We start from the raw sequence: 24,093 nt of genomic DNA on the forward strand, positions 1-24,093 counted from the left end.
CGCGACTCGGAAGTATTCATGGTGCGCCTTGCCGGTCGGATAATTCTGCTCTGGGGCTGGCGCCGCGCGCTGGTGGCCTTTTTCGCCGGAGCGCTGGCGGTGCTGGGCCAGGCGCCCTACGATTTCTTCGCCGCCTGTTTCATTTCGTTTCCGGTGCTGGTCTGGCTGCTCGACGGCGCGACTGGCGAAGCCTCCGGCAGCCTGTTGCGCCGCCTGCGGCCGGCCTTCGCCGTCGGCTGGTGGTTCGGCTTCGGCTATTTCCTCGCCGGCCTCTGGTGGATCGGCTCGGCGCTGCTGGTCGAGGCCGACGACTTTGCCTGGGCGCTTCCCTTCGCTGTGGTCGGCATTCCTTTCGCGCTCGCATTCTTCTATGGCTTCGCAACGATGGTCGCCCGGCTCCTGTGGAGCAGCGATATCGGCCGTATCGCCGCCCTTGCCTTCGGTTTTGCGCTGGCGGAGTGGCTGCGCCGCTTCCTGTTCACCGGTTTTCCCTGGAATGCCGTCGGTTACGCGGCGATGCCGGTACCTATTTTGATGCAGAGCGTCTCGGTAACCGGCATGACCGGCATGAACGCGCTCGCGGTCTTCCTTTTCGCACTGCCGGCGCTGCTGGCGACGCGCCGGCATCTTCGGCTGGGCGCCACGCTGTTTGTCATACTCGCCGCACTCCATGTAGGCTTTGGCTATGTCAGGCTCACGGCCCCCGAAAAGCCGGCGACGCGCAGTCTCGATGTCCGCATCGTCCAGCCGGCCGTCGACCTGTCGGAAAAGTGGGACGCCTCGGTGCGCGACCGCATCTTCGCCACCTTGCTGGGCCTGTCCGCCAAGGCTCCGGACCCAGGTCACGAAAAACCGCAACTGATTCTCTGGCCGGAAACCTCGGTGCCGTTCCTTTTCACCGAGCGCCCCGATGCCTTGACGGCGCTGGGCGACATGCTGGGCGACGGCCAGATGCTGATCGCCGGCGTCGTGCGTGAAGAGGGCGGCTCGGCCGCCAGCGCCGAGAGCCGCTACTACAACTCCGTTGTGGCGATCAACGACAAGGGCGAAATCGCCGATGCCGTGGACAAGGTCCATCTTGTGCCGTTCGGTGAGTACCTGCCTTTTGCCGACCTGCTCGGCCGTTTCGGCATCGAACAGCTCGTCGCCGGGCCGCTGACGTTCACGGCCGGCAACGAGCGCCATCCCATCGCGCTGCCGGGCGGCATTCGTGCCCTGCCATTTATCTGTTATGAGGTGATCTTTCCCGATCTGGTGGCAGTTGACGCAACGTCATCGCAGTTTATTGTGAACGTTACCAATGATGCGTGGTTCGGCGACACGCCGGGACCGTATCAGCATTTCAGGCAGGCCCAGATTCGCGCGGTGGAGAACGGATTGCCCTTGTTGCGTGCTGCCAACAACGGCATCTCGGCCGTTGTCGACACGCATGGCCGCGTCGTCGATGCGCTGGCGATCGACGCGCGCGGGGTCATCGATGTGAAGGTGCCTGTTTCCGAACAGACGGTGATTTCGCCCAACCAGCGGCGCATTAACGCAATGCTGATCATGTTGCTGTTTGCGCTGGTAGGGCTGCTGTTGAACGTAAGGCAAAAGCTACGGGTGAATTGACAGTTGGCACATTAGAAACTCATACTGTACGGCCTGAAAATTTCTCGAAGCCGGTGGATCGTTCTGTTGGGGCAGTCGCCTCCGGCTTTGTTTGGGCAGGAAAAAAACACAAAGCCGAAAAAATTCGGCGAGGAAAAAATGACAGAAGAAAACAAGAAGAAACCCAATCCCATCGATATTCACGTTGGAAGTCGGGTTCGGCTTCGCCGCAATATGCTCGGAATGAGCCAGGAAAAGCTGGGCGAGAATCTCGGCATCACGTTTCAGCAAATCCAGAAATATGAAAAGGGCACCAATCGCGTCGGTGCCAGCCGTCTGCAGGCGATAGCCTCGATACTCGGTGTGCCCGTCGCCTTCTTTTTCGAGGATGCGCCGGGGCAGGAGTTGACGGCCAACCGTGGCTTTGCCGAGGATAGCTCGATGGCGTTCGCCGTCGAATTCTGCGGCAGTCCCGAAGGGCTTCAGCTCAACCGGGCCTTTGTCAAGATCGCCGACGTCAAGGTACGCCGCAGGATCATAGATCTGGTGAAATCGCTCGCCGAGGGCGATCTCGACTGATCGGCGATGCGCTTCGCACCGGCGGCGTGCACCGCCGGTGGCACAAGATATCGCTTCCGACATTCAGGCCAGACCCGCGGCAACGCTTGACGAGCAGCGCTTTGCCCCGCTAACACGTGGCGCGCCAAAATCGGCAGCCTGCCGATCGTTTTTCAAGAGGGGACACCCGTGACGCGGCAGAACTACTTCTTTACCTCGGAATCCGTTGCCGAGGGCCATCCCGACAAAGTCTGTGATAGGATCTCCGACGAAATTGTCGATCTGGTCTATCGTGAAGCCAAGAAGACCGGCATGGACCCGTGGAAAGTCCGTGTTGCCTGCGAGACGCTAGCGACCACCAACCGTGTCGTCATCGCCGGCGAGGTGCGCGTTCCCGAGACACTCTTGAAGAAGGACAAGGCCGGCAACGTCCTCAAGGACGCCGCGGGCCATCCGGTCGTCAATCCGGCGAAGTTCAAATCCGTCGCCCGCAAGGCGATCCGCGAGATCGGCTACGAGCAGGCCGGCTTCCACTGGAAGACGGCCAAGATCGAGGTCCTGCTGCATGGCCAGTCGCCTGATATCGGCCAGGGCGTGGACAACGCCGCCGACCGTCAGGGCGAGGAAGGTGCCGGCGACCAGGGCATCATGTTCGGCTATGCCTGCCGCGAGACGCCGGACCTGATGCCGGCGCCGATCTACTACAGCCACAAGATCCTTGAGCTTCTGGCCGCCGCCCGTCACGAAAACAACGGCGAGGCTGGCAAGCTCGGGCCGGACGCCAAGAGCCAGGTCACAGTCCGCTATGTCGACGGCAAGGCCGCGGAGGCGACACAGATCGTGCTGTCGACCCAGCATCTCGATTCGAGCTGGGATTCCAAGAAGGTCCGCAAGGTCGTGGAACCCTATATCCGCGAGGCATTGGGTGACCTCAAGATCGCTGACGACTGCATGTGGTACATCAACCCGACCGGCAAGTTCGTCATTGGCGGTCCGGACGGCGATGCCGGCCTGACCGGCCGCAAGATCATCGTCGACACCTATGGCGGCGCGGCTCCTCATGGCGGCGGCGCCTTCTCCGGCAAGGACACCACCAAGGTCGACCGGTCGGCCGCCTATGCGGCGCGCTACCTGGCCAAGAACGTCGTGGCGGCGAAGCTCGCCGACCGCTGCACCATCCAGCTTTCCTATGCCATCGGCGTCGCCCAGCCGCTGTCGGTCTATGTCGACCTGCACGGCACCGGCAAGGTCGATGAGGCAAAGCTCGAGGACGCGCTGCGCACCGTGATGGACCTGTCGCCGTCAGGCATTCGCCGTCATCTCGATCTCAACAAGCCGATCTACGCCAAGACGTCGTCTTATGGCCATTTCGGCCGCAAGGCCGGCCGTGACGGATCTTTCTCCTGGGAAAAGACAGATCTCGCCAAGGCGCTCAAGGATGCTGTCGCGGCCTGATCGCCACGACAGACCACGCGACCCAGATGAGCCAGCAAGACAGGCCAAGCCGTACGACCGAAGCCTTCTTCGGCCGTCGGCGCGGCAAGCCCGTTCGTCCGCAGCAGGCGGCGACCCTGGAAAGCGGCCTCGGCGCCTACCGGCTCGATCTGACGGCTGAAGCGCCGTCGGAATTGCGAACCTTGTTCAAAACTGAGGTTTCGGAGGTTCGGCTCGAGATCGGCTTTGGTGGCGGTGAACATCTTCTGCACCGCGCGACCGAGGCGCCGACGATCGGCTTCATCGGCGTAGAACCCTTCGTCAACGGCATGGCCAAGATGATGATGGCGGTGCGGGCAGCGCCGCTGGCCAATCTCAGGGTCTACGACGACGACGCCACCCAGTTGCTTGACTGGCTGCCGCCGGCCTCGCTCGACGGCATCGACCTTCTCTATCCCGATCCCTGGCCGAAGAAGAAGCACTGGAAGCGGCGTTTCGTCAGCCCGGTCAATCTCGACCGTTTCGCGCGCGTCCTGAAGCCGGGCTCGAAATTCCGCTTTGCGTCGGATATCGACACTTATGTGAACTGGACCTTGCTGCATTGCCGGGCGCATGGCGCCTTCGCATGGCAGGCGGATGAGGCGGCGGACTGGCATCGCTCCTACGAGGGCTGGCCCGGCACGCGCTACGAGGCCAAGGCCATTCGCGAGGGTCGCCGGCCGGCCTATCTTACCTTCATCAGGACGTAAGCCCGCCCGACCGGCAACGGCTGCGGCAACTGCCGGGAGCCGGGATCATCGATAAATCGCCGCGATCCCAGCGGCTCAATACATCCCGAACTTCTGCATTCTCCGGCCCTGTAGCCATGCTGTCCGTGCCATTCCCAGCTCCATTGGCTGGGGATGAAAACCGGACAACTCATGTGCTACCTAATCCGGACAACTCATGTGCTTACGACAGGCCGGCACTGCGGGCTTGAAACACCAGCCCGGATCGTTTATATCGACCTCAAATTCTTGGTCGGGATGACGAAGAGTGGGTCCACCCGGTCCCGCTCTTTTTTATTACCTGCCGATAGGTTCGAAACGAACAACAGGCAATTGATGACTGCAACGGCAAGCGAAGGTGACGACCGCATCATCCGCGAAAGCGGCATCGATGCGCGCATTGCGGTGATCGTCCAGCCGGTGCTGCGCGGCATCGGTTTTCGCCTCGTGCGCGTGCATCTGTCCGGCCAGAACGGGCTGACGCTGCAGATCATGGCCGAGCGTGAGGACGGCACCATGACCGTCGAGGATTGCGAAGAGGTCAGCCGCGCGGTGTCGCCGGCGCTCGACGTCGATGATCCGATCGAAAAGGCATATCATCTCGAAGTTTCCTCGCCCGGCATCGACCGGCCCTTGGTGCGCAAATCGGATTTCGTGACCTGGACCGGTCATCTGGTGAAGATGGAGACATCGGTCGTCGTCGCTGACCGCAAGCGTTTCAAGGGCAAGATCGCCGAGGCCGGTGAGAACGACGTGCTGATCGAGCGCGACAAGGCGGCCTATGGTGAGGAGCCGACGGTGCGCGTGCCCTATGACACCATTGCCGATGTCCGGCTGATCCTGACCGACGACCTCATTCGCGAAGCGTTGTCGAAGGACAACAGGGCGCGCAAGGAAGCCAAGAGACGCCGCGGTGAACCGGACGACGATGTGTCCGAGGGTGCGGAACCGGACGCCACGGAAGAACACGAACAGGAAATTTGATTGAGCTGCCGGGCGCAAAGGTCCGGCGAACAGGCTCGGGAGAAAGAACATGGTTGTAAGCGCCAACAGACTTGAACTGCTGCAGATTGCCGATGCGGTCGCGCGTGAAAAGTCGATCGACAAGTCGATCGTCATCGCCGCCATGGCCGATGCGATCCAGAAGGCGGCACGCTCGCGTTATGGCCAGGAGACCAACATCCGCGCCGACATCAACCCGAACACCGGCGAGATGAAGCTGCAGCGGCTGATGGAGGTGGTCGAGAAAGTGGACGACTACGCCACCCAGATCGCCATTTCCTCGGCCCGTGAGCGTAATCCCGATGCCCAGCTCGGCGATTTCATCGCCGAACAGCTGCCGCCAATGGATTTCGGCCGTATCGCCGCCCAGTCGGCCAAGCAGGTCATCGTGCAGAAGGTGCGCGAGGCCGAACGCGACCGCCAGTATGATGAGTACAAGGACCGTATCGGTGAGATCGTCAACGGCACCGTCAAGCGCGTCGAGTACGGCAACGTCATCGTCGATCTCGGCCGTGGCGAGGCGATCATCCGCCGCGACGAGCTGATCCCACGCGAAAACTACAAATACGGCGATCGCGTCCGTGCCTATGTCTACGACGTGCGCCGCGAGCAGCGCGGCCCGCAGATCTTCCTGTCGCGCACCCATCCGCAGTTCATGGCCAAGCTCTTCACCATGGAAGTGCCGGAGATCTATGACGGCATCATCGAAATCAAGTCGGTCGCCCGCGACCCGGGCTCGCGCGCCAAGATCGCCGTCATCTCGCGTGATAGCTCGATCGACCCGGTCGGCGCCTGCGTCGGTATGCGCGGCAGCCGCGTCCAAGCCGTCGTTGGCGAATTGCAGGGCGAGAAGATCGACATCATTCCGTGGTCGCCTTCGGCCGCCTCCTTCATCGTCAACGCATTGCAGCCGGCGGAAGTCGCCAAAGTCGTGCTCGACGAGGATGCGGAGCGCATCGAAGTAGTGGTTCCCGACGATCAGCTGTCGCTGGCCATCGGCCGCCGCGGCCAGAACGTGCGCCTTGCCTCGCAGCTCACCGGCTGGGACATCGACATCCTGACCGAGGCCGAGGAATCCGAGCGCCGTCAGAAGGAATTCGTCGAGCGCTCGGCGCTGTTCATGGAAGCGCTCGATGTCGACGAGATGGTCGGCCAGGTGCTGGCTTCCGAGGGCTTCACCAGCGTCGAGGAAGTCGCCTATGTCGATGCCGGCGAGATCGCCTCGATCGACGGTTTCGATGAGGATACCGCCTCTGAAATCCAGACCCGCGCCCGCGAGTATCTGGAGAAGATTGAGGCCGAGCACGACGAGAAGCGCAAGGCGCTGGGCGTTTCGGATGATCTGCGCGAAATCCCTGGCGTCACCACCGCCATGATGGTGACGCTCGGCGAGGACGGCGTGAAGACGATCGAGGATTTCGCCGGCTATGCCGCCGACGACCTCACCGGCTGGAAGGAACGCAAGGACGGCGAGACCAAGGTCTATCCCGGCGTGCTGGCCAATCACGGCGTTTCGCGCGCCGATGCCGAGCAGATGGTTCTGGCCGCTCGCCTCAAGGCCGGCTGGATCACCGAAGACGAGCTTGCGGCCGAAGAAGAAACGGCTGACGAAGCCGTTGGTGCGTGAGGTGAAACCGCATCGCACACAACCCGCCCTTGGACGAGATGAACGATCGCACCTGCATCGTCACCCGAAAACAGGCCGAACCGGATGAACTGATCCGGTTCGTCGTCGGCCCGGATTCGGCCGTCGTTCCCGATATCAAGAGAAATCTACCCGGCCGTGGTTGCTGGGTGAGTGCCGACCGCCTACATATCGAGCAGGCGGCGGCCAAGAACCTTTTTGCCCGCGCCTTTAAGGCACAGGTGGTCGTGCCGCCCGATCTCGGTGGCATGGTCGACGGGTTGCTCTCCAGATCCGCTCTGGGCATGCTGGGCCTTGCCCGCAAGGCAGGCGCGATTTCGCTCGGTGCTACCAAAGTCGAGAGCGCGGTGCGCGGTGGGCTGGCGCTTTTCGTGCTCCACGCCACCGAAGCGTCCGACGATGGCGTACGCAAGATCAGTCAGGCGCGGCGGGCGACCGTCCATATCGGCGGCCCTTCCATCCTTGCCTACAAACTTTTCTCCGAGGCCGAGTTGAGCTTGGCATTGGGGGGTACAAATGTGATACATGCTGCCGTCCTCGCGGGAGACGCGGGTAAGGCGGTCCAGAAGCGCATGGTTGCGCTCGACCGATATCGGGGCGGAACCCCGGACGATCTTGCAATGCTTGCGGCCGTTGCTGACGAAGATGATGCCGCAGAGGATATGGAATGAGCGATACGAAATCGGGCGACGACAAGACGTTGAGTGTTACACCGAAGAAGACCTTGACGCTGAAGCGCCCCGGCATGGAACAGGGCACTGTGCGCCAGAACTTCTCGCACGGCCGTACCAAGTCGGTCGTGGTCGAGACCAAGAAGCGCAAGTTCTCGCTGCCCGGCGACAAGCCGGAGCCGGCTGCGGCTCCGCCTGCGTCTGCGCCCGTCTTCACGCCGAAGCCGGCAGTCGTGGCGGCACCTGTCGTGCAGGAAGCGCCCAAGGCACCGCCGCCGCCGCCGCCTCCGGTCGAGCGCAGCGGCATGGTGCTGAACGAACTGTCGCGCAGCGAAATGGAAGCGCGCCGCAGGGCGCTCGAGGGCTCGAAGGTCCGCGAGGTCGAAGACCGTCAGCGCGCAGCCGACGAGGCCAAGCGCCGCGCCGAGGACGAAGAGCGCCGCAAGCGCGAACGCGAGGACTCCGCACGCCGCCAGGCCGAGGAAGAGGCCCGGTTGCAGACCGAGGCCGAATCGCGCCGTCGCGCCGAGGAAGAAGCACGCCGCCGCGCACCGCAAGCCGCTGAGTTGGCGACCGCCGACGAGGAGGAAGGGGCCAAGCCGAAGCGGGCGACCGCCGGTGCACCGGTGCGCCGCCTGGTCACGCCCGAAGTGGCACGCCCGGCCAAACCCACCAAGAGCGAGGAAGATCGCCGCCGTGGCAAGCTGACACTGAATTCCGCGTTGTCCGACGAGGACGCGCGGGCCCGTTCGTTGTCGTCGATGCGTCGCCGCCAGGAAAAATTCAAGCGCGCGATGCACAATGAGCCGCGCGAGAAGGTCATGCGCGAAGTGATCCTGCCCGAAACCATCACCATCCAGGAATTGGCGCAGCGCATGTCCGAGCGTGCTGTCGACCTCGTCAAGTACTTCATGAAGCAGGGCCAGATTCTGAAGCCGGGCGACGTCATCGACGCCGATACGGCCGAGCTGGTGGCTACCGAATTCGGCCACACGGTCCGCCGCGTCGCCGAGTCCGATATCGAGGAAGGCCTGTTCAACATCGCCGATCGTCCGGAAGACCTCGTGTCGCGTCCGCCGGTCGTCACCATCATGGGCCACGTCGACCACGGCAAGACGTCGCTGCTCGATGCGATCCGCAACGCCAATGTCGTTTCCGGCGAAGCCGGCGGCATCACCCAGCATATCGGCGCCTATCAGGTCGAGAAGAACGGTCAGAAGATCACCTTCATCGACACGCCCGGCCACGCCGCTTTCACGGCGATGCGCGCCCGTGGCGCCCAGGCCACCGACATCGCCATCCTGGTGGTGGCGGCCGACGACAGCGTCATGCCGCAGACGATCGAATCGATCAGCCATGCCAAGGCTGCCGGCGTTCCGATCATCGTGGCGATCAACAAGATCGACAAGCATGATGCCGATCCGCAGAAAGTGCGCTCGGAACTCTTGCGTCATGAAGTCTTCGTCGAATCGATGGGCGGTGAAGTGCTGGACGTCGAGGTGTCGGCGACCAAGGGCACCAATCTCGACAAGTTGCTCGAAGCGATCCTGCTGCAGGCCGAAATCCTCGACCTCAAGGCCAACCCCGACCGCACCGCCGAGGGTGTCGTCATCGAAGCGCAGCTCGACAAGGGCCGTGGTCCCGTCGCCACCGTGCTGGTGCAGACCGGCACCTTGATGCCGGGCGACATCCTTGTCGCCGGCAACGAATGGGGTCGCGTGCGCGCGCTGGTCAACGATCGCGGCGATCAGATCAAGGAAGCGCCGCCGGCAATGCCGGTCGAGGTGCTCGGCCTTCAGGGAACCCCGCAGGCCGGCGACCGCTTCGCCGTGGTCAACAACGAAGCCCGTGCCCGCGAGATCACCGAATATCGCCAGCGTCTGGCGCGCGAGAAGGCGGTGGCCAGGCATGCCGGCCAGCGCGGCTCGCTCGAACAGATGATGTCGCAGCTGCAGACGAGCGGGTTGAAGGAATTCCCGCTGGTCATCAAGGGCGACGTGCAGGGTTCGATCGAAGCGATCAATGCTGCCCTGGACAAGCTCGGCACCGATGAAGTGCGTGCGCGCATCGTTCATTCCGGCGCCGGCGCCATCACCGAAAGCGACGTCTCGCTGGCGGAAACATCGGGCGCGGCGATCATCGGCTTCAACGTGCGCGCCAATGTGCAGGCGCGTGCCGCGGCCGCGGCCGCGGGCATCGAGATCCGCTACTACTCGATCATCTACAACCTGGTGGATGATGTGAAAGCGGCTCTGTCGGGCCTGTTGTCGCCGGAGCGTCGCGAGACCTTCATCGGTAATGCCGAGATCCTCGAAATCTTCGACATCACCAAGGTCGGCAAGATCGCCGGCTGCCGTGTCACCGAAGGCAAGGTCGAACGTGGCGCGGGCGTACGCCTGATCCGCGACAACGTCGTCATCCACGAAGGCACGCTGAAGACCCTGAAGCGCTTCAAGGACGAGGTTTCGGAAGTCCCTGGCGGCCAGGAGTGCGGTATGGCCTTCCAGAACTACGAGGACATGCGCGTCGGCGACGTCATCGAGTGCTTCCGCGTCGAGATGGTGACCCGCACACTCTGAGTTCGAGTGGCTCGTCGATACCGGGCGGTGGTCGAAAGACCGCCGCCTCAGTGCTATTGAGAATGACCGTTTGAGACATGAGGCACGGTCCCATCCCGCGCCTCACGCTTTCAGGATTGAGAAAAATGCCCCGTTCCACGACATCAAGTCCATCCCAGCGCATGCTGCGCGTCGGCGAGCAGGTGCGCCATGCGCTCTCCGAAACTCTGCAGCGTGGCGAGATCATCGACCCGTTGATTGAAAACTCGGTTGTTTCGGTCTCCGAAGTGCGCATGTCGCCCGATCTCAAGATCGCCACCGCCTTTGTTTCTCCGCTCGGCGCCAAGGACGCCGACGCGGTGATCGAGGCGCTGAACAAGCATGCCAAGTTCGTGCGCGGCCGCGTCTCCGGCGCGCTCAGGCAGATGAAGTACATGCCGGAATTCCGCTTCCGGCTGGATACGTCCTTCGACAATTTCGCCAGGATCAACGATCTGCTGAAATCGCCCGAAGTGGCGCGCGATCTGGATAGCGACGACAATAAGGAAGAAGAATAATGGCGCGTCGCGGCAAGAAAAAGGGCCGGCCGGTCTCCGGCTGGGTGGTCCTGGACAAGCCGGTCGGTATGGGCTCGACCGAGGCCGTGTCCAAGATCAAATGGCTGTTCCAGGCCGAAAAGGCCGGCCATGCCGGCACGCTCGACCCTCTTGCCTCCGGCATGCTGCCGATCGCGCTAGGCGAAGCCACCAAGACCGTGCCCTACGTGCAGGACGGCGCCAAGGTCTATCGTTTCACCGTTGCCTGGGGCGATGAGCGCTCCACCGACGATCTTGAAGGGCCGGTGACGAAGAGCTCCGAGCTGCGTCCGGCGGAAGCCGAGGTGCGGGCGCTGCTGCCGAAATACACCGGCGTCATCATGCAGACGCCGCCGCAATTCTCGGCCATCAAGATTGCGGGCGAGCGCGCCTACGACCTCGCCCGCGAAGGCGGGACGGTCGACATACCCGCGCGCGAGATCGAGATCGGCCGGCTCGATATTGTCGAGCATAAGCCGGACCAGACGATTTTCGAAGTCGAATGCGGCAAGGGCACGTATGTGCGTTCGCTGGCCCGCGACATGGGCCGCGACCTCGGCTGCTTCGGCCATATCAGCGAGCTGCGCCGGGTCGAGGTTGAGCCGTTCACGCCGGAGGACTTCGTCACCATCGCCGAACTCGAGGCCGCCCGCTTCGGCGCGCAAGGCGAGGACAAATCGGACCCAGAAGCAGATTCTGCTGGCGCGGTGGAAGTGCCGATCGACTTCGGCGCCATTGACGGGCTTCTCGTCGACACGTCAGCGGCGCTCGACTGTCTGCCGCAGATCGCCATCAGCGATGACGCGGCGACAAAGATCCGCCTCGGCAATCCGGTCATCATCCGTGGCCGTGACGCACCAGTGGAGGCGGAAGAGGCCTGCGCGACGTCACGTGGCAAGCTGGTCGCCATCGGCGCCATCGAGCAAGGCATGTTCAAGCCCAAGCGGGTCTTTGCCGGGTGATGCCACACATCTAATGTCGGTGCGACATCGCGGCAGGGGGCTCCATGGCAAAGGCTGACACGGTCAAGAAGCGCGCGCCGGTGAAGACGAGACGGCCGCCTGTCGGCGCCTCGCCGGGCACATTGATCGCCGATCCAGCGGCGCGGCGCTCCGAATTGCGGCTGACCCTGATCTCGCCGCAGAAGTTCAAGACGATCGACAATGCCAGCATCGACGATGTCGGGTCCAATTGCCGGAAATGGCCGGTCATCTGGCTTGACTGCACCGGCCTCGCCAACATCCAGTTGATCGAGGAGATCGGCCGCATCTTCAGCCTGCATCCGCTGGCGCTGGAGGATGTCGTCAATACCGGCCAGCGGCCGAAAGTCGACTTCTTCGAGGATCACGCCTTCGTCGTCATGCGCATGATCGACGATGTCACGTCGCATCGCTACGAACAGATCGCTCTCTTCCTCGGCGAGAACTTCGTCGTCACCTTCCAGGAACGCGAGGGCGATCCGTTTAATCCGGTGCGCAAGCGCATCGAGAGTTCGGCGCCCAACCGGTTGCGCACACGCGGCGCCGACTATCTCGCCTACGCGCTGATCGACGCCATCGTCGACAGCTATTTTCCGCCGATCGAGGCTGCCGGCGACCTTGTCGACAGCATCGAGGACCAGATGTTGCATTCGACGCACAAGCACCAAATGCGGCAGTTGCACGAATTGCGGCGCGATGCCAACGTCCTGAAAGGCGTGCTGTGGCCCATGCGCGATGCGCTGGCCACCCTGATCCGTAACGACGTGGCCTATGTCGGAGCCGAGACCAAGGTCTTCCTCAACGACACGCTCGACCATTCGCTCAGGCTGATTGAACTGGTCGAGACCCAGCGCGACATGCTGACCGGCCTGATCGAAATGCACCTGTCGCTGAGCCAGGCCCGCACCAACGACGTCATCTCCTATCTCACCATCGTCTCGGTCATCTTCATGCCACTCACCTTCCTGGTTGGCATCTGGGGCATGAATTTCGACCCCGCGAGCTCGCCATGGAACATGCCGGAGCTGAAGGCGTACTACGGATATCCGTTGTCGCTGCTGTTCATGGCTGCCGTCGCTGTCGGGCTGATTGCATTCTTCAAATGGAAGAAATGGCTTTGACTGGGATTAAACCTGCCATCTGAGCGTCAAAAGCCGGCTTGTGAATTGGGCTGGTGTTTTTCGGGAAATTGCACTATATGCGCCGCAGCATAGCGCCTTGACGCCTTGCATGCACGGCCCCTGCTGGACGACATCCCGGCTGTGGGCGACCCGTTTCCTCAAACAAATAAGGAAAAACACGATGTCGATTACTGCCGAGCGCAAACAGGAATTGATGGGTGAATTCGCAACCGCCAAGGGCGATACCGGTTCTCCGGAAGTCCAGGTAGCCATCCTTTCCGAGCGCATCAAGAACCTGACCGACCATTTCAAGGACCACAAGAAGGATAACCATTCCCGCCGTGGTCTGCTCGCTCTCGTGTCCCAGCGCCGCAGCCTGCTTGATTATCTCAAGCGTAAGGACGACACGCGCTATCAGACACTGATCGAGAAGCTCGGTCTGCGCCGTTGACGAATTGACCGGCGGACTTTCCCAGGGAAGTCCGCCGGTCACGCATTCTGCCAGTCGTATCGGCTGGCCAGACCCGGTTTCGAGCGTGCAGAGGGCCACTCGAAACCGCCCATGGACGGTCATGGGGCAGGATTGCAGGACGCTCGTGCGCGCTCGTCGCGCTTAAATCATCCGAGCTTCCCGTTGTCTTGCCCGTGGCTGCCCGAGAAAGGAAGCCAGGGAAAGGGCATCCGCGCACCGTGAAACGGCGCGCCCCTTTCCGCTTATTAAGGACAAGACATGTTCAATCACCACAAAGTAGAAATCGAATGGGGCGGCCGTCCGCTCATCCTGGAAACCGGCAAGATCGCGCGCCAGGCTGACGGCGCGGTGCTCGCCACCTACGGCGAGACCAAGGTTCTCGCCACCGTCGTTTCGATGAAGGAGCCGAAGCCCGGCCTCGACTTCTTTCCGCTGACCGTCAACTACCAGGAAAAGACCTATGCCGCCGGCAAGATCCCGGGCGGCTATTTCAAGCGCGAAGGCCGTCCGAGCGAAAAGGAAACGCTGGTTTCCCGACTCATCGACCGCCCGATCCGCCCGCTCTTCGCCGCCGGCTACAAGAACGACACCCAGATCGTCGTCACCGTCGTCCAGCATGACCTCGAAAACGATCCGGACATCCTGTCGATTGTTGCCACCTCGGCCGCTCTGACGCTCTCCGGCGTTCCGTTCATGGGCCCGGTCGGCGGCGCCCGCGTCGGTTACATCAACGGCGAATATGTGCTGAACCCGCATGTCGACGAGATGCAGGAATCCAAGCTCGACCTCGTTGTCGCCGGCACCGCCGACGCCGTGCTGATGGTCGAGTCGGAAGCCAGGGAACTTGGCGAAGAGCTGATGCTGGGCGCCGTCATGTTCGGCCACAAGGGTTTCCAGCCGGTCATCGACGCTATCATCAAGCTGGCCGAAGTTGCCGCCAAGGAGCCGCGCGACTTCACCGCGCCGGATTATTCCGCGCTTGAGGCCGCGATGCTGAAGATCGTCGGCGACGAGCTCAGCGATGCCTACAAGAACGTCGACAAGCAGAAGCGTTATGCCGCCGTCGACGCCGTCAAGACGAAGGTCAAGGCAGCGTTTGCCCCCGCCGAAGGCGAAGACGCCAAGTACACCTCCGAACAGATTGGCTCGGTGTTTAAGGAGCTCCAGGCCAAGGTCGTGCGCTGGAACATTCTCGACACCGGCTCGCGCATCGATGGCCGCGACCTCAAGACCGTGCGCAAGATCGTCTCCGAAGTCGGCGTCCTGCCGCGCACCCACGGCTCGGCGCTGTTCACCCGCGGCGAGACCCAGGCGCTGGTCGTTGCCACGCTCGGCACCGGCGAGGACGAGCAGTATGTCGATTCCTTGACCGGCATGTACAAGGAGAAGTTCCTCCTTCACTACAACTTCCCTCCCTACTCAGTCGGTGAGACCGGCCGCATGGGGTCGCCCGGCCGCCGCGAAATCGGTCACGGCAAGCTCGCCTGGCGCGCCATCCGTCCGATGCTGCCGAGCGCTGACCAGTTCCCCTACACGCTGCGCGTCGTCTCGGAGATCACCGAGTCTAATGGTTCGTCGTCGATGGCTACCGTCTGCGGTACCTCGCTGGCGCTGATGGATGCCGGCGTGCCGCTGGCCAAGCCGGTTGCCGGCATCGCCATGGGCCTGATCAAGGAAGGCGAGCGCTTCGCCGTGCTCTCCGACATCCTTGGCGATGAGGATCATCTCGGCGACATGGACTTCAAGGTTGCCGGCACCGAAGGCGGCATCACCTCGCTGCAGATGGACATCAAGATCGATGGCATCACCGAAGAGATCATGAAGATCGCCCTCGGCCAGGCCAAGGACGGCCGCCTGCATATCCTCGGCGAGATGGCCCATGCTCTGACCGGCGCCCGCCCCGAACTCGGCGAGTTCGCGCCGCGCATCGAGGTCATGCACATCCCGACCGACAAGATCCGCGACGTCATCGGTTCGGGCGGCAAGGTCATCCGCGAGATCGTCGAGAAGACCGGCGCCAAGATCAACATCGAGGACGACGGCACGGTCAAGATCGCTTCCTCGAATGCCAAGGAGATCGAGGCGGCGAAGAAGTGGATTCACACCATCGTTGCCGAACCGGAAGTCGGCGAAATCTACGAAGGCACGGTCGTCAAGACCGCCGACTTCGGCGCCTTCGTCAACTTCTTCGGTCCGCGTGACGGCCTCGTCCACATCTCGCAGCTTGCCAACGACCGGGTCGCCAAGACCTCGGACGTCGTCAAGGAAGGCGACAAGGTCTGGGTCAAGCTGATGGGCTTCGACGAGCGCGGCAAGGTCCGCCTGTCGATGAAAGTCGTCGACCAGGCCACCGGCAAGGAAATCGCGCGCGAGAAGAAGACAGAAGGCGAAGAAGACGCCGCCTGAGCGATCTGACGGCAAATGAGGCGGGCGCGGCTTAGGTCGCGCCCGTTTTTGTTTATGGAGCACGGCTATGTCCGCTGAAGCGCTGAAGACGCTTTTTCATCCGTTCAATACCGAGGCTCTTTCCCCACCGCGCAAGGGCGAGCACATCCTCTTCATTGGCGCCGAACCTGGCCTGCGCTTGCCGCCGGCTTTCGAGGCTACGATGCATCTCGTACAGGGCTTCCGGCCGTATTTCCGTGCGTTGCAGGCGGCGGGCTTCACGGTCACGCCGCAATCGACCGGCGACCGTTTTGATGCCGCGCTCGTGCTCGCCGGCCGCCATCGCGGTCAGAACGAACTGCGCATCGCCGAGGCTTTCGAGCGCGTGGACGAGGGTGGATTGATTGTCATTGCCGGCGGCAAGGAGGATGGCATCGCCAGCCTGCGCAAGCGCGTCGGCGATCTCGCGCCGCTTGATGGCCACATGCCGAAATATCACGGCATTGCCTTCTGGCTGCGCCGCCCGGCCGACACGCAAGCCGCCGCCGCGCTACGCGCTGCCAATCCCGCCTTGCTGGTTGGCGAGCGGTTCCACACCGCACCCGGCATGTTCTCCTTCGATCGCGTCGATGCCGGTTCGAAACTGCTGGTCGAGAACTTGCCCGGCGATCTGCGTGGCAGTGCGGCTGATTTCTGCGCCGGCTGGGGCTACGTGGCGGCGGAGATGGCTGCCCGCTCGCCGGGCTTGTCGGCCCTCGATCTTTACGAGGCCGATTTCGATGCGCTGGAGGCGGCCAGGGGCAATCTCGGCAACACCGTGGCGCAGGGCTTCTTCTGGATGGATCTGCTCGCCGAGCCTGTCGAGCGCCGTTACGACGTCATCGCGATGAACCCGCCCTTCCATCGCAGCCGTGCGGCGGAGCCGGAGATTGGTGCCGGCATGATCCGCGCGGCAGCCAAGGCCCTGAAGCCCGGTGGACGCCTGTTCATGGTCGCCAACCGGCAGCTTCCTTACGAGCCGGTGCTGTCGGCCGCCTTTGCCAGTCATGCGGAGCTTGCCCGCGACGGCATGTTCAAGGTGTTTGCCGCGCGCAGGTAATGCGGAGCGGGGGGTTATCAATGCAGGTTGGCGACGCGCCTCATGTCGTCGGCGACATGCCCGTCGCCAACGCTGATCTTGAGCGGTGCTGGCCGGCCGAACAGGTAGCCTTGCACCACCTCGCAGCCGGCGGCCCGCAGCAGCGTCGCCTGGCTTTCGGTCTCGACGCCTTCGGCGATGATGCTGACGCCGAGCGCCCGCGACAGCCCGACAATGGTCGACACGACCGCGCCGGAGCTGGCATCCGTATCGATGCGGCTGACGAAGGAACGATCGATCTTCAGCTTGCCGAATGAGAAGTCGATCAGATAGCTGAGATTGGAATAGCCGGTGCCGAAATCATCGACGGCGACCGAGATTCCCATCTCGGCAAGTTCTTTCAAGATGATGGCCGCGCGGTCGCGGTCCTGCATCATCGCCGTCTCGGTGACTTCCAGTTCCAGCCGTGACGGCTTGATGCCGGTGGCCCGCATCGTGTCGCGCACAATGCCGACGAAGTCCTTGGTCATGAACTGGACCGGCGAGATGTTGACGGCGACGAAACAGTCGTCAGGCAGATGGCGGGCATCGCTGCAGGCCTTGCGCAGAACCCATTCGCCGATCGGGTTGATCATGCCGGTCTCCTCGGCGATCTGGATGAACTCCATCGGCGGGATCATGCCGCGTTCGGGATGCTTCCAGCGGATCAATGCCTCGTAGCCGACGATGCGGCCGGTCGGGAGGTCGAGCTGCGGCTGATAGTGCAGGTCGAAATCGCCGCGTTCAAAGGCGCTATGCAGCTCGGATTCGACCCATTGGCGATGGTCGGCCACGCGTCCCATCTCGCTGTCGAAGACCGACCAGTTGCCAACCCCTCTGGCACGCGCATTCTGCAGCGCCAGGTTGGAGCGCCGCAGGATAAGGACCGGATCGATACCGTCCTTGGGCATCGCCACGATGCCGACCGACAGGCTCACCGATTGCTGATGACTGCCGAGTTCATACGGCTCCATCATCTCGTCGATGAGCCTCTCGACCATGCTTTCCAGGGTTCCCCGGATCAGATGGTCCGGGAGCAGCACCGCGAACTCGCCGGCCCCGATGCGGCCGATTAGGGCGCGCGCGGGCACGCAGTCGTGCAGCCGCCTGGTGAAGGCGCGGATCAGTTCATCGCCCTGGGTGTAGCCGATAGCGTCGTTGATCTGCTTGAACCGGTCAATGTCGATGTCGATCAGGAACACCGGTTCCCCGGTGCGGCTTGTCGCGCATGCCGCCTCGGCGATCTTGCCGACCATGGCCGAGCGCGCCAGCAGTCCGGTCAGCTTGTCGAAATGGGTTTCGTTGAAGACAAAATCGGCCGATTCATCGATGCCGGCGAAGAAGGACATTGCCGCCACCGATGCCGCCAGCGCGCAAAGCGCGGCCATCACCGAGACCATCATATCAGCCGATATGCCGGCAAACCCGTCGCCGAGGCCGTGCTTCAGGCCCCAGATGCCGAGGACGAAACTGCCAATGCCCGAACTTGCTATCGTGAGCAGTCGGAACACGGGTGTTCGCTTCGGGTTGCTGATGCCAGGCATGAGAAGGTCCCCAGATGGGGAGCTCTATAGCGGAAATCCTCTTAAAATGAGTTTCCGCGAATGAATCCAATTTTACTGGAGAGGATTATTTTCTTTACTGGCAAAGGACCCCACTTGGGGACGCTTCAGTCACGCCCGCCATCCGTCTGCTTCAACTCATCGAGTGTCGGCATCGAGACGATATGATAGCCGGAATCGACATAGTGGATCTCGCCGGTGACACCGGACGCAAGGTCGGACAGGAGATAGAGCGAGGAGCCGCCGACCTCGTCGATCGTCACCGTCCGGCGCAACGGCGAGTTGCGCTGCTGGTAGGAGAACATGTGGCGCGCGTCAGAAATGCCGGCGCCGGCCAGTGTGCGCACCGGACCGGCCGAGATGCCGTTGACCCGGATGCCGCGTGGGCCGTAGTCGTTGGCGAGGTAGCGCACGCTGGCCTCGAGCCCAGCCTTGGCGACCCCCATGACATTGTAGTTCGGCATGACGCGGACCGAGCCGGCATAAGTCAGCGTGATCATCGAGCCGCCGGCAGTCATCAGCGGCGCGGCGTTGCGCGCCACTTCGGTGAAGGAATAGCAGGAGATCACCATGGTGCGGACGAAATTGTCCCGGCTGGTGTCGGCATAGAGGCCTTTCAATTCGTTCTTGTCTGAAAAGCCGATGGCATGGACGACGAAGTCCAGTCCGCCCCACGCCTTGCCGAGCGTCTCGAACGTGGCGGCGACCGAAGCGCTGTCCTCGACGTCGCAGGGAACGACCAGCGAAGCGCCGAGCTTGTCGGCGAGCGGCTTGACCCGGCGGCCGAAAGCCTCGCCCTGATAGGTGAAGGCGAGTTCCGCCCCATGTTCGGACAATTTCCGGGCGATGCCCCAAGCAATCGAATGATCGTTGGCCACACCCATGACAAGCCCACGCTTGCCCTTCATCAATCCGTCCATGGCCGGCAAATCCTTATATAAAAAAACTTGGCCTTATGCGGAATAGCGCTGGAAAACGAGCGTTGCGTTGGTGCCGCCGAAACCGAAGGAATTCGACAGAACGGTGTCGATCCCTGCGTTGTCGATGCGCTTGCGCACGATCGGCATGCCCTCGAATTCCGGATCGAGCGTCTCGATATGGGCGCTTTCGCCGATGAAGCCGCCTTGCATCATCAGGATCGAATAAATGGATTCCTGCACGCCTGCCGCGCCCAGCGAATGGCCGGTCAGCGACTTCGTCGACGTGATGAACGGCATCTTCTCGCCGAACACTTCACGGATCGCGCCCATTTCCTTGGAATCCCCGACCGGCGTCGAGGTGCCGTGGGTGTTGATGTAGTCGACCGGCGTGGAAACCGTCGCCAGCGCCTGGCGCATGCAGCGGACCGCGCCTTCGCCCGAGGGCGCGACCATGTCGAAACCGTCCGAGGTCGCGCCATAGCCGACGATCTCTGCGTAGATCTTGGCGCCGCGCGCCTTGGCATGTTCCAACTCTTCCAGCACCAGCACGCCGGCACCGCCGGCAATGACGAAGCCGTCGCGATTGGCGTCATAGGCGCGCGATGCGGTCGAGGCCCTGTCGTTGAATTTCGATGACATGGCGCCCATGGCGTCGAACAGGTCCGACATCGTCCAGTCGAGATCCTCGTGGCCGCCGGCAAAGACCATGTCCTGCTTGCCCCACTGGATCAGCTCGTAACCATTGCCGATGCAATGCGCCGAGGTCGAGCAGGCCGAGGAGATCGAATAGTTGACGCCATGGATTTTGAACCACGTGGCCAGCGTCGCCGACGCGGTCGACGACATCGCCTTCGGCACCGCGAAGGGACCGATGCGCTTGGGGCTGCCGTTCTTGAGCGTGGTTTCGGCCGCCTCGACAATGGTGCGGGTGGAGGGGCCGCCCGAACCCATGACGATGCCGGTGCGCTCATTGGTGATGTCGCTCTCGCCGAGACCGGCATCCGCGATCGCCTGGTCCATGGCGACGTGATTCCAGGCCGCGCCCTGGCTCAGGAAGCGCATCGCGCGGCGGTCGATCATGGCGGAAGGGTCGAGCGTCGGCGCGCCCCAGACCTGGCAGCGGAAGCCATGCTCGGCAAAGGAATCGGAAAAGCTGATGCCGGATCTGGCATCATGCAGCGAGGTCTGCACCTCGTTGGCATTGTTGCCGATCGACGACACGATGCCGAGGCCTGTGACTACGACACGTCTCATTCGCAACTCCTTCCAGGGATGCTGGCCAATGGGCGAGCCAGGGCTGCGGTCAAGCGACCGCCGACTGCTTTGACAGGCCGACCTTCAGGTCCGTCGCCCCATATATGGGCTCGCCATCCGCCTTCATCCAGCCATCAGCGATGCCGAGCACCAGCCGGCCGCGCATCACACGCTTGAAATCCACGCCATACTCGACCTTCTTGACCGATGGCGTGACCATGCCCTTGAACTTGACCTCTCCGGTCGACAGCGCCATTCCCCTGCCGGGTTCGCCAAGCCAGCCGAGGTAAAAACCCGTCAATTGCCACAGGGCGTCCAGGCCGAGACACCCAGGCATGATCGGATTGCCTATGAAATGACAGGCAAAGAACCACAGGTCGGGCTTGATATCGAATTCCGCGCGGATGAAACCCTTATCGAAGGCGCCGCCGGTCTCGCTGACCTCGGTGATACGATCGAACATCAGCATCGGCGGGTAGGGCAGCTGGGCATTGCCCTCTCCGAACAGCTCGCCGCGGGCGCAGGCCAGCAATTCTTCGTAGTCGTAGCTGGATTTCGAACCCGCCATCAATTTCGTCCCCATATCGTCCGGGCGGTAGCGTGCCCTTGTCGTTGGTGTCCTAACACAATCTGTTTCAGGCCGGAAACCGGCGTTTGCGCTTAACCCGCCAGTCCGCCCGGGTCAATGCGCGCTATTGATCGCATTCGGGCGACAGAATATATGTCAACAGGGGTCCGGTTTCGGCAGACATTCATTTTTTTGCCATTCTGGGCGTGTCTTGAAGCGGGACTGTGAGCTTGGAAGACCAGATGGACCGGGGCTGCCGGAAGGAAAATGTCGCTGTGGACAAGCGGGTACGTGAAGCCGGCCTGAGGCCGACGCGTCAGCGCATTGCGCTGGCCGACCTGCTTTTCGCCAAGGGCGACCGCCATTTGTCGGCTGAGGAACTGCACGAGGAGGCGCAGGCCGCCGGCGTGCCGGTGTCGCTGGCCACCGTCTACAACGCGCTTCACCAGTTTACCCAGGCGGGGCTGCTGCGCATTCTTGCCGTCGAAGGTTCCAAAACTTATTTCGACACCAATACCTCCGACCACCACCATTTCTACATCGAAGGCGAAAACAGGATTTTCGACATCGCCAACGGCCCGGTCACGGTCACCAACCTGCCGGATCCGCCCGAGGGCATGGAAATCGCCAATGTCGATATCGTGGTGAGGCTGCGTCCCAAGCGTCCGGAATGACCGGCGAGGCCGGAATAATGGGCCAGGGCCGGAACAATCCGTCAGGCCCGAATAATCGGTCTGGCCCGAATAATCGGTCTGGCCCGAATAATCGGTCTGGCCCAAATAATCGGTCTGGCCCGAATAATCGGTCTGGGATGAAGCCCCTCGATTGGATAGTCCGGCTCGAATGGGCTGTCGTGGCGGCGGTTGCGGTCGTCTTCTATGGCGCTACAGGCGTCTCCTGGTGGCTCTTAGCGTTGCTCATCCTGGCGCCGGACCTCTCGATGCTGGGTTATCTCGGTGGCCCGCGCATCGGCGCCATCGCCTACAACGCCTTGCACACCCTGATCGTACCGGTGCTTCTGCTGCTTGCTGGGCATCTCGCCGGCAGTGCGGTCGGCAGCGCCATCGCACTGATCTGGATCGCCCATATCGCGATCGACCGTGCACTGGGTTACGGCTTGAAGCTGTCGACAGGATTTCAGGACACCCATCTTGGCCCCATCGGGCGCAAACGCGAGACGTTCAGTCCTTGACTCGCTCGCCCGGATAAGCGCCCCAGACGACCGACTGGGCAAGCCAGCCGGTGTGGCCGTCGAGCGTCATTTCGCACCACTGGCCGTCGCAGGACTTGATCATGCCCATCACGCCGGGTTCGACGATCGCCACCACCCTGGCATCCTTGTCGGGACCTTTCAGAAGATTGATCTGGCCGCCCTTGCCGCGCTGCCAGGGCGCGACGATCGCTGTGCGCCGGCCTGAAAGCAGCGACTGGTTGATCCATCCTTCCGAGCCGTCGGCGTCGCGCACCCGCCGCCACGTATCGAACTCCTGGATGATCTCCATCGGCAGGCCAGCCTTCATATACATCCAGTCGACGGAATAGTTGGCGCCGGGGCCGACGCGCGAGTTGACGCGGCCAGATTTCAGGCTGACGAATCGCGGCAGCGGCAGCCCGCTCGGTCCGAGCGTGATGGCGCTCTGGGCTGGGGCGGCCGCGCTCTGCGCGCCGGCAAGCGGAGAATAGAGGAGAGCGCCGAGAAATGCTGCGCTGAGGGCCAGGCGAAGCGACGCGAAACCAGACACTTTCGTTCCTTTCGGCGCCGGCCCGACGGCTGCGGCACCCCTTTTTCTTTGTCTTCGGCGGCACCGCTTGTTACATGGGTAAATCGGCTACCGCGACCAGCTTTCAGTTTCGCCGGTCTTGGTTAAAGAGGTCTCAACGAGGGAAACAATGCCAGGCAAAAAGAAGCCTCTCGTGGTCATCACGCGAAAGCTGCCCGACCCGGTCGAGACCCGCATGCGCGAACTGTTCGACGCAAGGCTGAATGTCGAGGACAGGCCGATGACGCAGCCGGAACTGGTCGCTGCGGTCAAGGAAGCCGACGTGCTGGTACCGACCGTGACCGACCAGATCGATGCCGCGCTGATCGCCCAGGCCGGCGACAACCTCAAGCTGATCGCCAATTTCGGCAATGGCGTCGACAAGATCGACGTGGCGGCGGCGGCCAAGAGGGGCATCACCGTCACCAACACGCCCAATGTGCTCACCGAAGATACCGCCGACATGACGATGGCGCTGATGCTGGCCGTACCGCGCCGGCTGGCGGAAGGCGCCAGCGTGCTTACCGGCGACAAGAAATGGGCCGGCTGGTCGCCGACCTGGATGCTTGGCCGGCGCATTTGGGGGAAACGGCTCGGCATTGTCGGCATGGGCCGCATCGGCACCGCCGTTGCCAAGCGGGCCAAGGCTTTCGGCTTGTCCATCCACTATCACAACCGACATCGCGTGCTGCCGGCGGTCGAAGATGGACTGGAGGCGACCTATTGGGAGAGTCTCGACCAGATGCTCGCCCGCATGGACATCATCTCGGTCAATTGTCCGTCGACGCCGGCGACCTTCCATCTTCTGTCAGCACGGCGGCTGGCGTTGCTGCAGCCCACCGCCTACATCGTCAACACCGCCCGCGGCGACATCATCGACGAAGAAGCGCTGGTCAAGCTGATCCAGGACGGCAAGATCGCCGGCGCCGGCCTCGACGTTTACGAGCACGAGCCGGCCCTGAACGGCAAGCTCTTGAAGCTCGCCGCCAGGAACAAGGTCGTGCTTCTGCCGCATATGGGCTCGGCCACGCTCGAGGGCCGTATCGACATGGGCGAGAAGGTCATCATCAATATCCGCGCCTTCGTCGATGGCCATCGCCCGCCAGACCGCGTGCTGCCGCTCAGAACCTGAAAACCCTCCAGGCGTAGGCTCG

At 62.7% G+C, this 24,093-nt stretch carries 22 protein-coding genes; 17 read left to right on the forward strand and 5 right to left on the reverse strand.

The window, feature by feature from the left end:
* The first annotated feature begins 18 nt into the window (after window positions 1-18).
* The 14 genes from lnt (at window position 19) to FJ492_RS21355 (ending at window position 16,857) form a co-directional block, all read left to right on the forward strand.
* Window positions 19-1,611 (forward strand): apolipoprotein N-acyltransferase, encoded by a 1,593-nt coding sequence (gene lnt / locus FJ492_RS21290; RefSeq protein WP_140772118.1) that lies wholly within the window; start codon window positions 19-21, stop codon window positions 1,609-1,611.
* 138 nt (window positions 1,612-1,749) lie between these two features.
* Window positions 1,750-2,169 carry a helix-turn-helix transcriptional regulator gene (locus tag FJ492_RS21295; RefSeq protein WP_027142040.1) on the forward strand — a complete coding sequence of 140 codons (420 nt, stop codon included), beginning with the start codon at window positions 1,750-1,752 and terminating at the stop codon, window positions 2,167-2,169.
* A gap of 168 nt (window positions 2,170-2,337) precedes the next feature.
* Window positions 2,338-3,603 (forward strand): methionine adenosyltransferase, encoded by a 1,266-nt coding sequence (gene metK, locus FJ492_RS21300; RefSeq protein WP_140507658.1) that lies wholly within the window; start codon window positions 2,338-2,340, stop codon window positions 3,601-3,603.
* 26 nt (window positions 3,604-3,629) lie between these two features.
* On the forward strand, window positions 3,630-4,331 hold the full coding sequence (locus tag FJ492_RS21305) for a tRNA (guanosine(46)-N(7))-methyltransferase TrmB (protein WP_140772121.1): 702 nt from the start codon (window positions 3,630-3,632) through the stop codon (window positions 4,329-4,331).
* A gap of 354 nt (window positions 4,332-4,685) precedes the next feature.
* Window positions 4,686-5,333, forward strand: coding sequence for a ribosome maturation factor RimP (gene rimP, locus FJ492_RS21310; protein WP_140716100.1), 648 nt, complete (start codon window positions 4,686-4,688; stop codon window positions 5,331-5,333).
* A gap of 49 nt (window positions 5,334-5,382) precedes the next feature.
* Window positions 5,383-6,978 (forward strand): transcription termination factor NusA, encoded by a 1,596-nt coding sequence (gene nusA, locus FJ492_RS21315; RefSeq protein ID WP_027142036.1) that lies wholly within the window; start codon window positions 5,383-5,385, stop codon window positions 6,976-6,978.
* A gap of 38 nt (window positions 6,979-7,016) precedes the next feature.
* A complete protein-coding gene (locus FJ492_RS21320) occupies window positions 7,017-7,667 on the forward strand; it encodes an RNA-binding protein (RefSeq protein WP_140772123.1) in 651 nt (216 codons plus the stop codon).
* Window positions 7,664-10,246 (forward strand): translation initiation factor IF-2, encoded by a 2,583-nt coding sequence (gene infB / locus FJ492_RS21325; protein ID WP_140716104.1) that lies wholly within the window; start codon window positions 7,664-7,666, stop codon window positions 10,244-10,246. Before FJ492_RS21320 ends, infB begins: the two co-directional genes overlap by 4 nt.
* 125 nt (window positions 10,247-10,371) lie before the next feature.
* Window positions 10,372-10,782 (forward strand): 30S ribosome-binding factor RbfA, encoded by a 411-nt coding sequence (gene rbfA, locus FJ492_RS21330; RefSeq protein WP_027142034.1) that lies wholly within the window; start codon window positions 10,372-10,374, stop codon window positions 10,780-10,782.
* A complete protein-coding gene (gene truB, locus FJ492_RS21335; protein WP_140507651.1) occupies window positions 10,782-11,762 on the forward strand; it encodes a tRNA pseudouridine(55) synthase TruB in 981 nt (326 codons plus the stop codon). The genes rbfA and truB overlap by 1 nt, the downstream gene beginning before the upstream one ends.
* A 44-nt stretch (window positions 11,763-11,806) precedes the next feature.
* Window positions 11,807-12,901 (forward strand): magnesium/cobalt transporter CorA, encoded by a 1,095-nt coding sequence (gene corA, locus FJ492_RS21340; protein ID WP_140772125.1) that lies wholly within the window; start codon window positions 11,807-11,809, stop codon window positions 12,899-12,901.
* A gap of 181 nt (window positions 12,902-13,082) precedes the next feature.
* Window positions 13,083-13,352: a 30S ribosomal protein S15 gene (gene rpsO / locus FJ492_RS21345; RefSeq protein ID WP_027142030.1), complete on the forward strand. Its 270-nt coding sequence runs from the start codon at window positions 13,083-13,085 to the stop codon at window positions 13,350-13,352.
* Window positions 13,353-13,631: 279 nt separating this feature from the next.
* Window positions 13,632-15,779 carry a polyribonucleotide nucleotidyltransferase gene (gene pnp, locus FJ492_RS21350; RefSeq protein WP_140772127.1) on the forward strand — a complete coding sequence of 716 codons (2,148 nt, stop codon included), beginning with the start codon at window positions 13,632-13,634 and terminating at the stop codon, window positions 15,777-15,779.
* A gap of 67 nt (window positions 15,780-15,846) precedes the next feature.
* Window positions 15,847-16,857 carry a class I SAM-dependent methyltransferase gene (locus FJ492_RS21355; RefSeq protein ID WP_140772130.1) on the forward strand — a complete coding sequence of 337 codons (1,011 nt, stop codon included), beginning with the start codon at window positions 15,847-15,849 and terminating at the stop codon, window positions 16,855-16,857.
* 17 nt (window positions 16,858-16,874) lie between these two features.
* On the opposite strand, the gene FJ492_RS21360 is transcribed toward FJ492_RS21355, so the two are convergent.
* The 4 genes from FJ492_RS21360 to fabA form a co-directional block, all read right to left on the reverse strand.
* Window positions 16,875-18,419 (reverse strand): bifunctional diguanylate cyclase/phosphodiesterase, encoded by a 1,545-nt coding sequence (locus tag FJ492_RS21360; protein ID WP_140746525.1) that lies wholly within the window; start codon window positions 18,417-18,419, stop codon window positions 16,875-16,877.
* 125 nt (window positions 18,420-18,544) lie between these two features.
* Window positions 18,545-19,357 carry an enoyl-ACP reductase FabI gene (fabI, locus tag FJ492_RS21365; RefSeq protein ID WP_027142026.1) on the reverse strand — a complete coding sequence of 271 codons (813 nt, stop codon included), beginning with the start codon at window positions 19,355-19,357 and terminating at the stop codon, window positions 18,545-18,547.
* A gap of 33 nt (window positions 19,358-19,390) precedes the next feature.
* A complete protein-coding gene (gene fabB / locus FJ492_RS21370; RefSeq protein ID WP_027142025.1) occupies window positions 19,391-20,611 on the reverse strand; it encodes a beta-ketoacyl-ACP synthase I in 1,221 nt (406 codons plus the stop codon).
* 49 nt (window positions 20,612-20,660) lie between these two features.
* The gene (gene fabA, locus FJ492_RS21375; protein WP_140772132.1) at window positions 20,661-21,179 is read right to left on the reverse strand and encodes a 3-hydroxyacyl-[acyl-carrier-protein] dehydratase FabA; all 519 of its coding nucleotides are present in this window, start codon (window positions 21,177-21,179) and stop codon (window positions 20,661-20,663) included.
* A 242-nt stretch (window positions 21,180-21,421) separates the two neighbouring features.
* Here fabA and irrA point away from each other — a divergent pair, with 242 nt between their 5' ends.
* Window positions 21,422-21,853, forward strand: coding sequence for an iron response transcriptional regulator IrrA (gene irrA, locus FJ492_RS21380; RefSeq protein ID WP_027142023.1), 432 nt, complete (start codon window positions 21,422-21,424; stop codon window positions 21,851-21,853).
* 137 nt (window positions 21,854-21,990) lie between these two features.
* Window positions 21,991-22,371 (forward strand): DUF4260 family protein, encoded by a 381-nt coding sequence (locus tag FJ492_RS21385; protein WP_027142022.1) that lies wholly within the window; start codon window positions 21,991-21,993, stop codon window positions 22,369-22,371.
* On the opposite strand, the gene FJ492_RS21390 is transcribed toward FJ492_RS21385, so the two are convergent.
* Window positions 22,361-22,921, reverse strand: a complete 561-nt coding sequence (locus tag FJ492_RS21390) for an SH3 domain-containing protein (RefSeq protein ID WP_140772134.1) — start codon at window positions 22,919-22,921, stop codon at window positions 22,361-22,363. The genes FJ492_RS21385 and FJ492_RS21390 overlap by 11 nt on opposite strands.
* 148 nt (window positions 22,922-23,069) lie before the next feature.
* On the opposite strand from FJ492_RS21390, the gene FJ492_RS21395 reads away from it, so the two are divergent.
* Window positions 23,070-24,071, forward strand: coding sequence for a D-glycerate dehydrogenase (locus FJ492_RS21395; protein ID WP_027142020.1), 1,002 nt, complete (start codon window positions 23,070-23,072; stop codon window positions 24,069-24,071).
* Window positions 24,072-24,093 lie beyond the last annotated feature (22 nt).

Origin of the sequence: Mesorhizobium sp. B2-5-4, from assembly GCF_006441095.1 — a bacterium.
Lineage (GTDB): Bacteria > Pseudomonadota > Alphaproteobacteria > Rhizobiales > Rhizobiaceae > Mesorhizobium > Mesorhizobium salmacidum.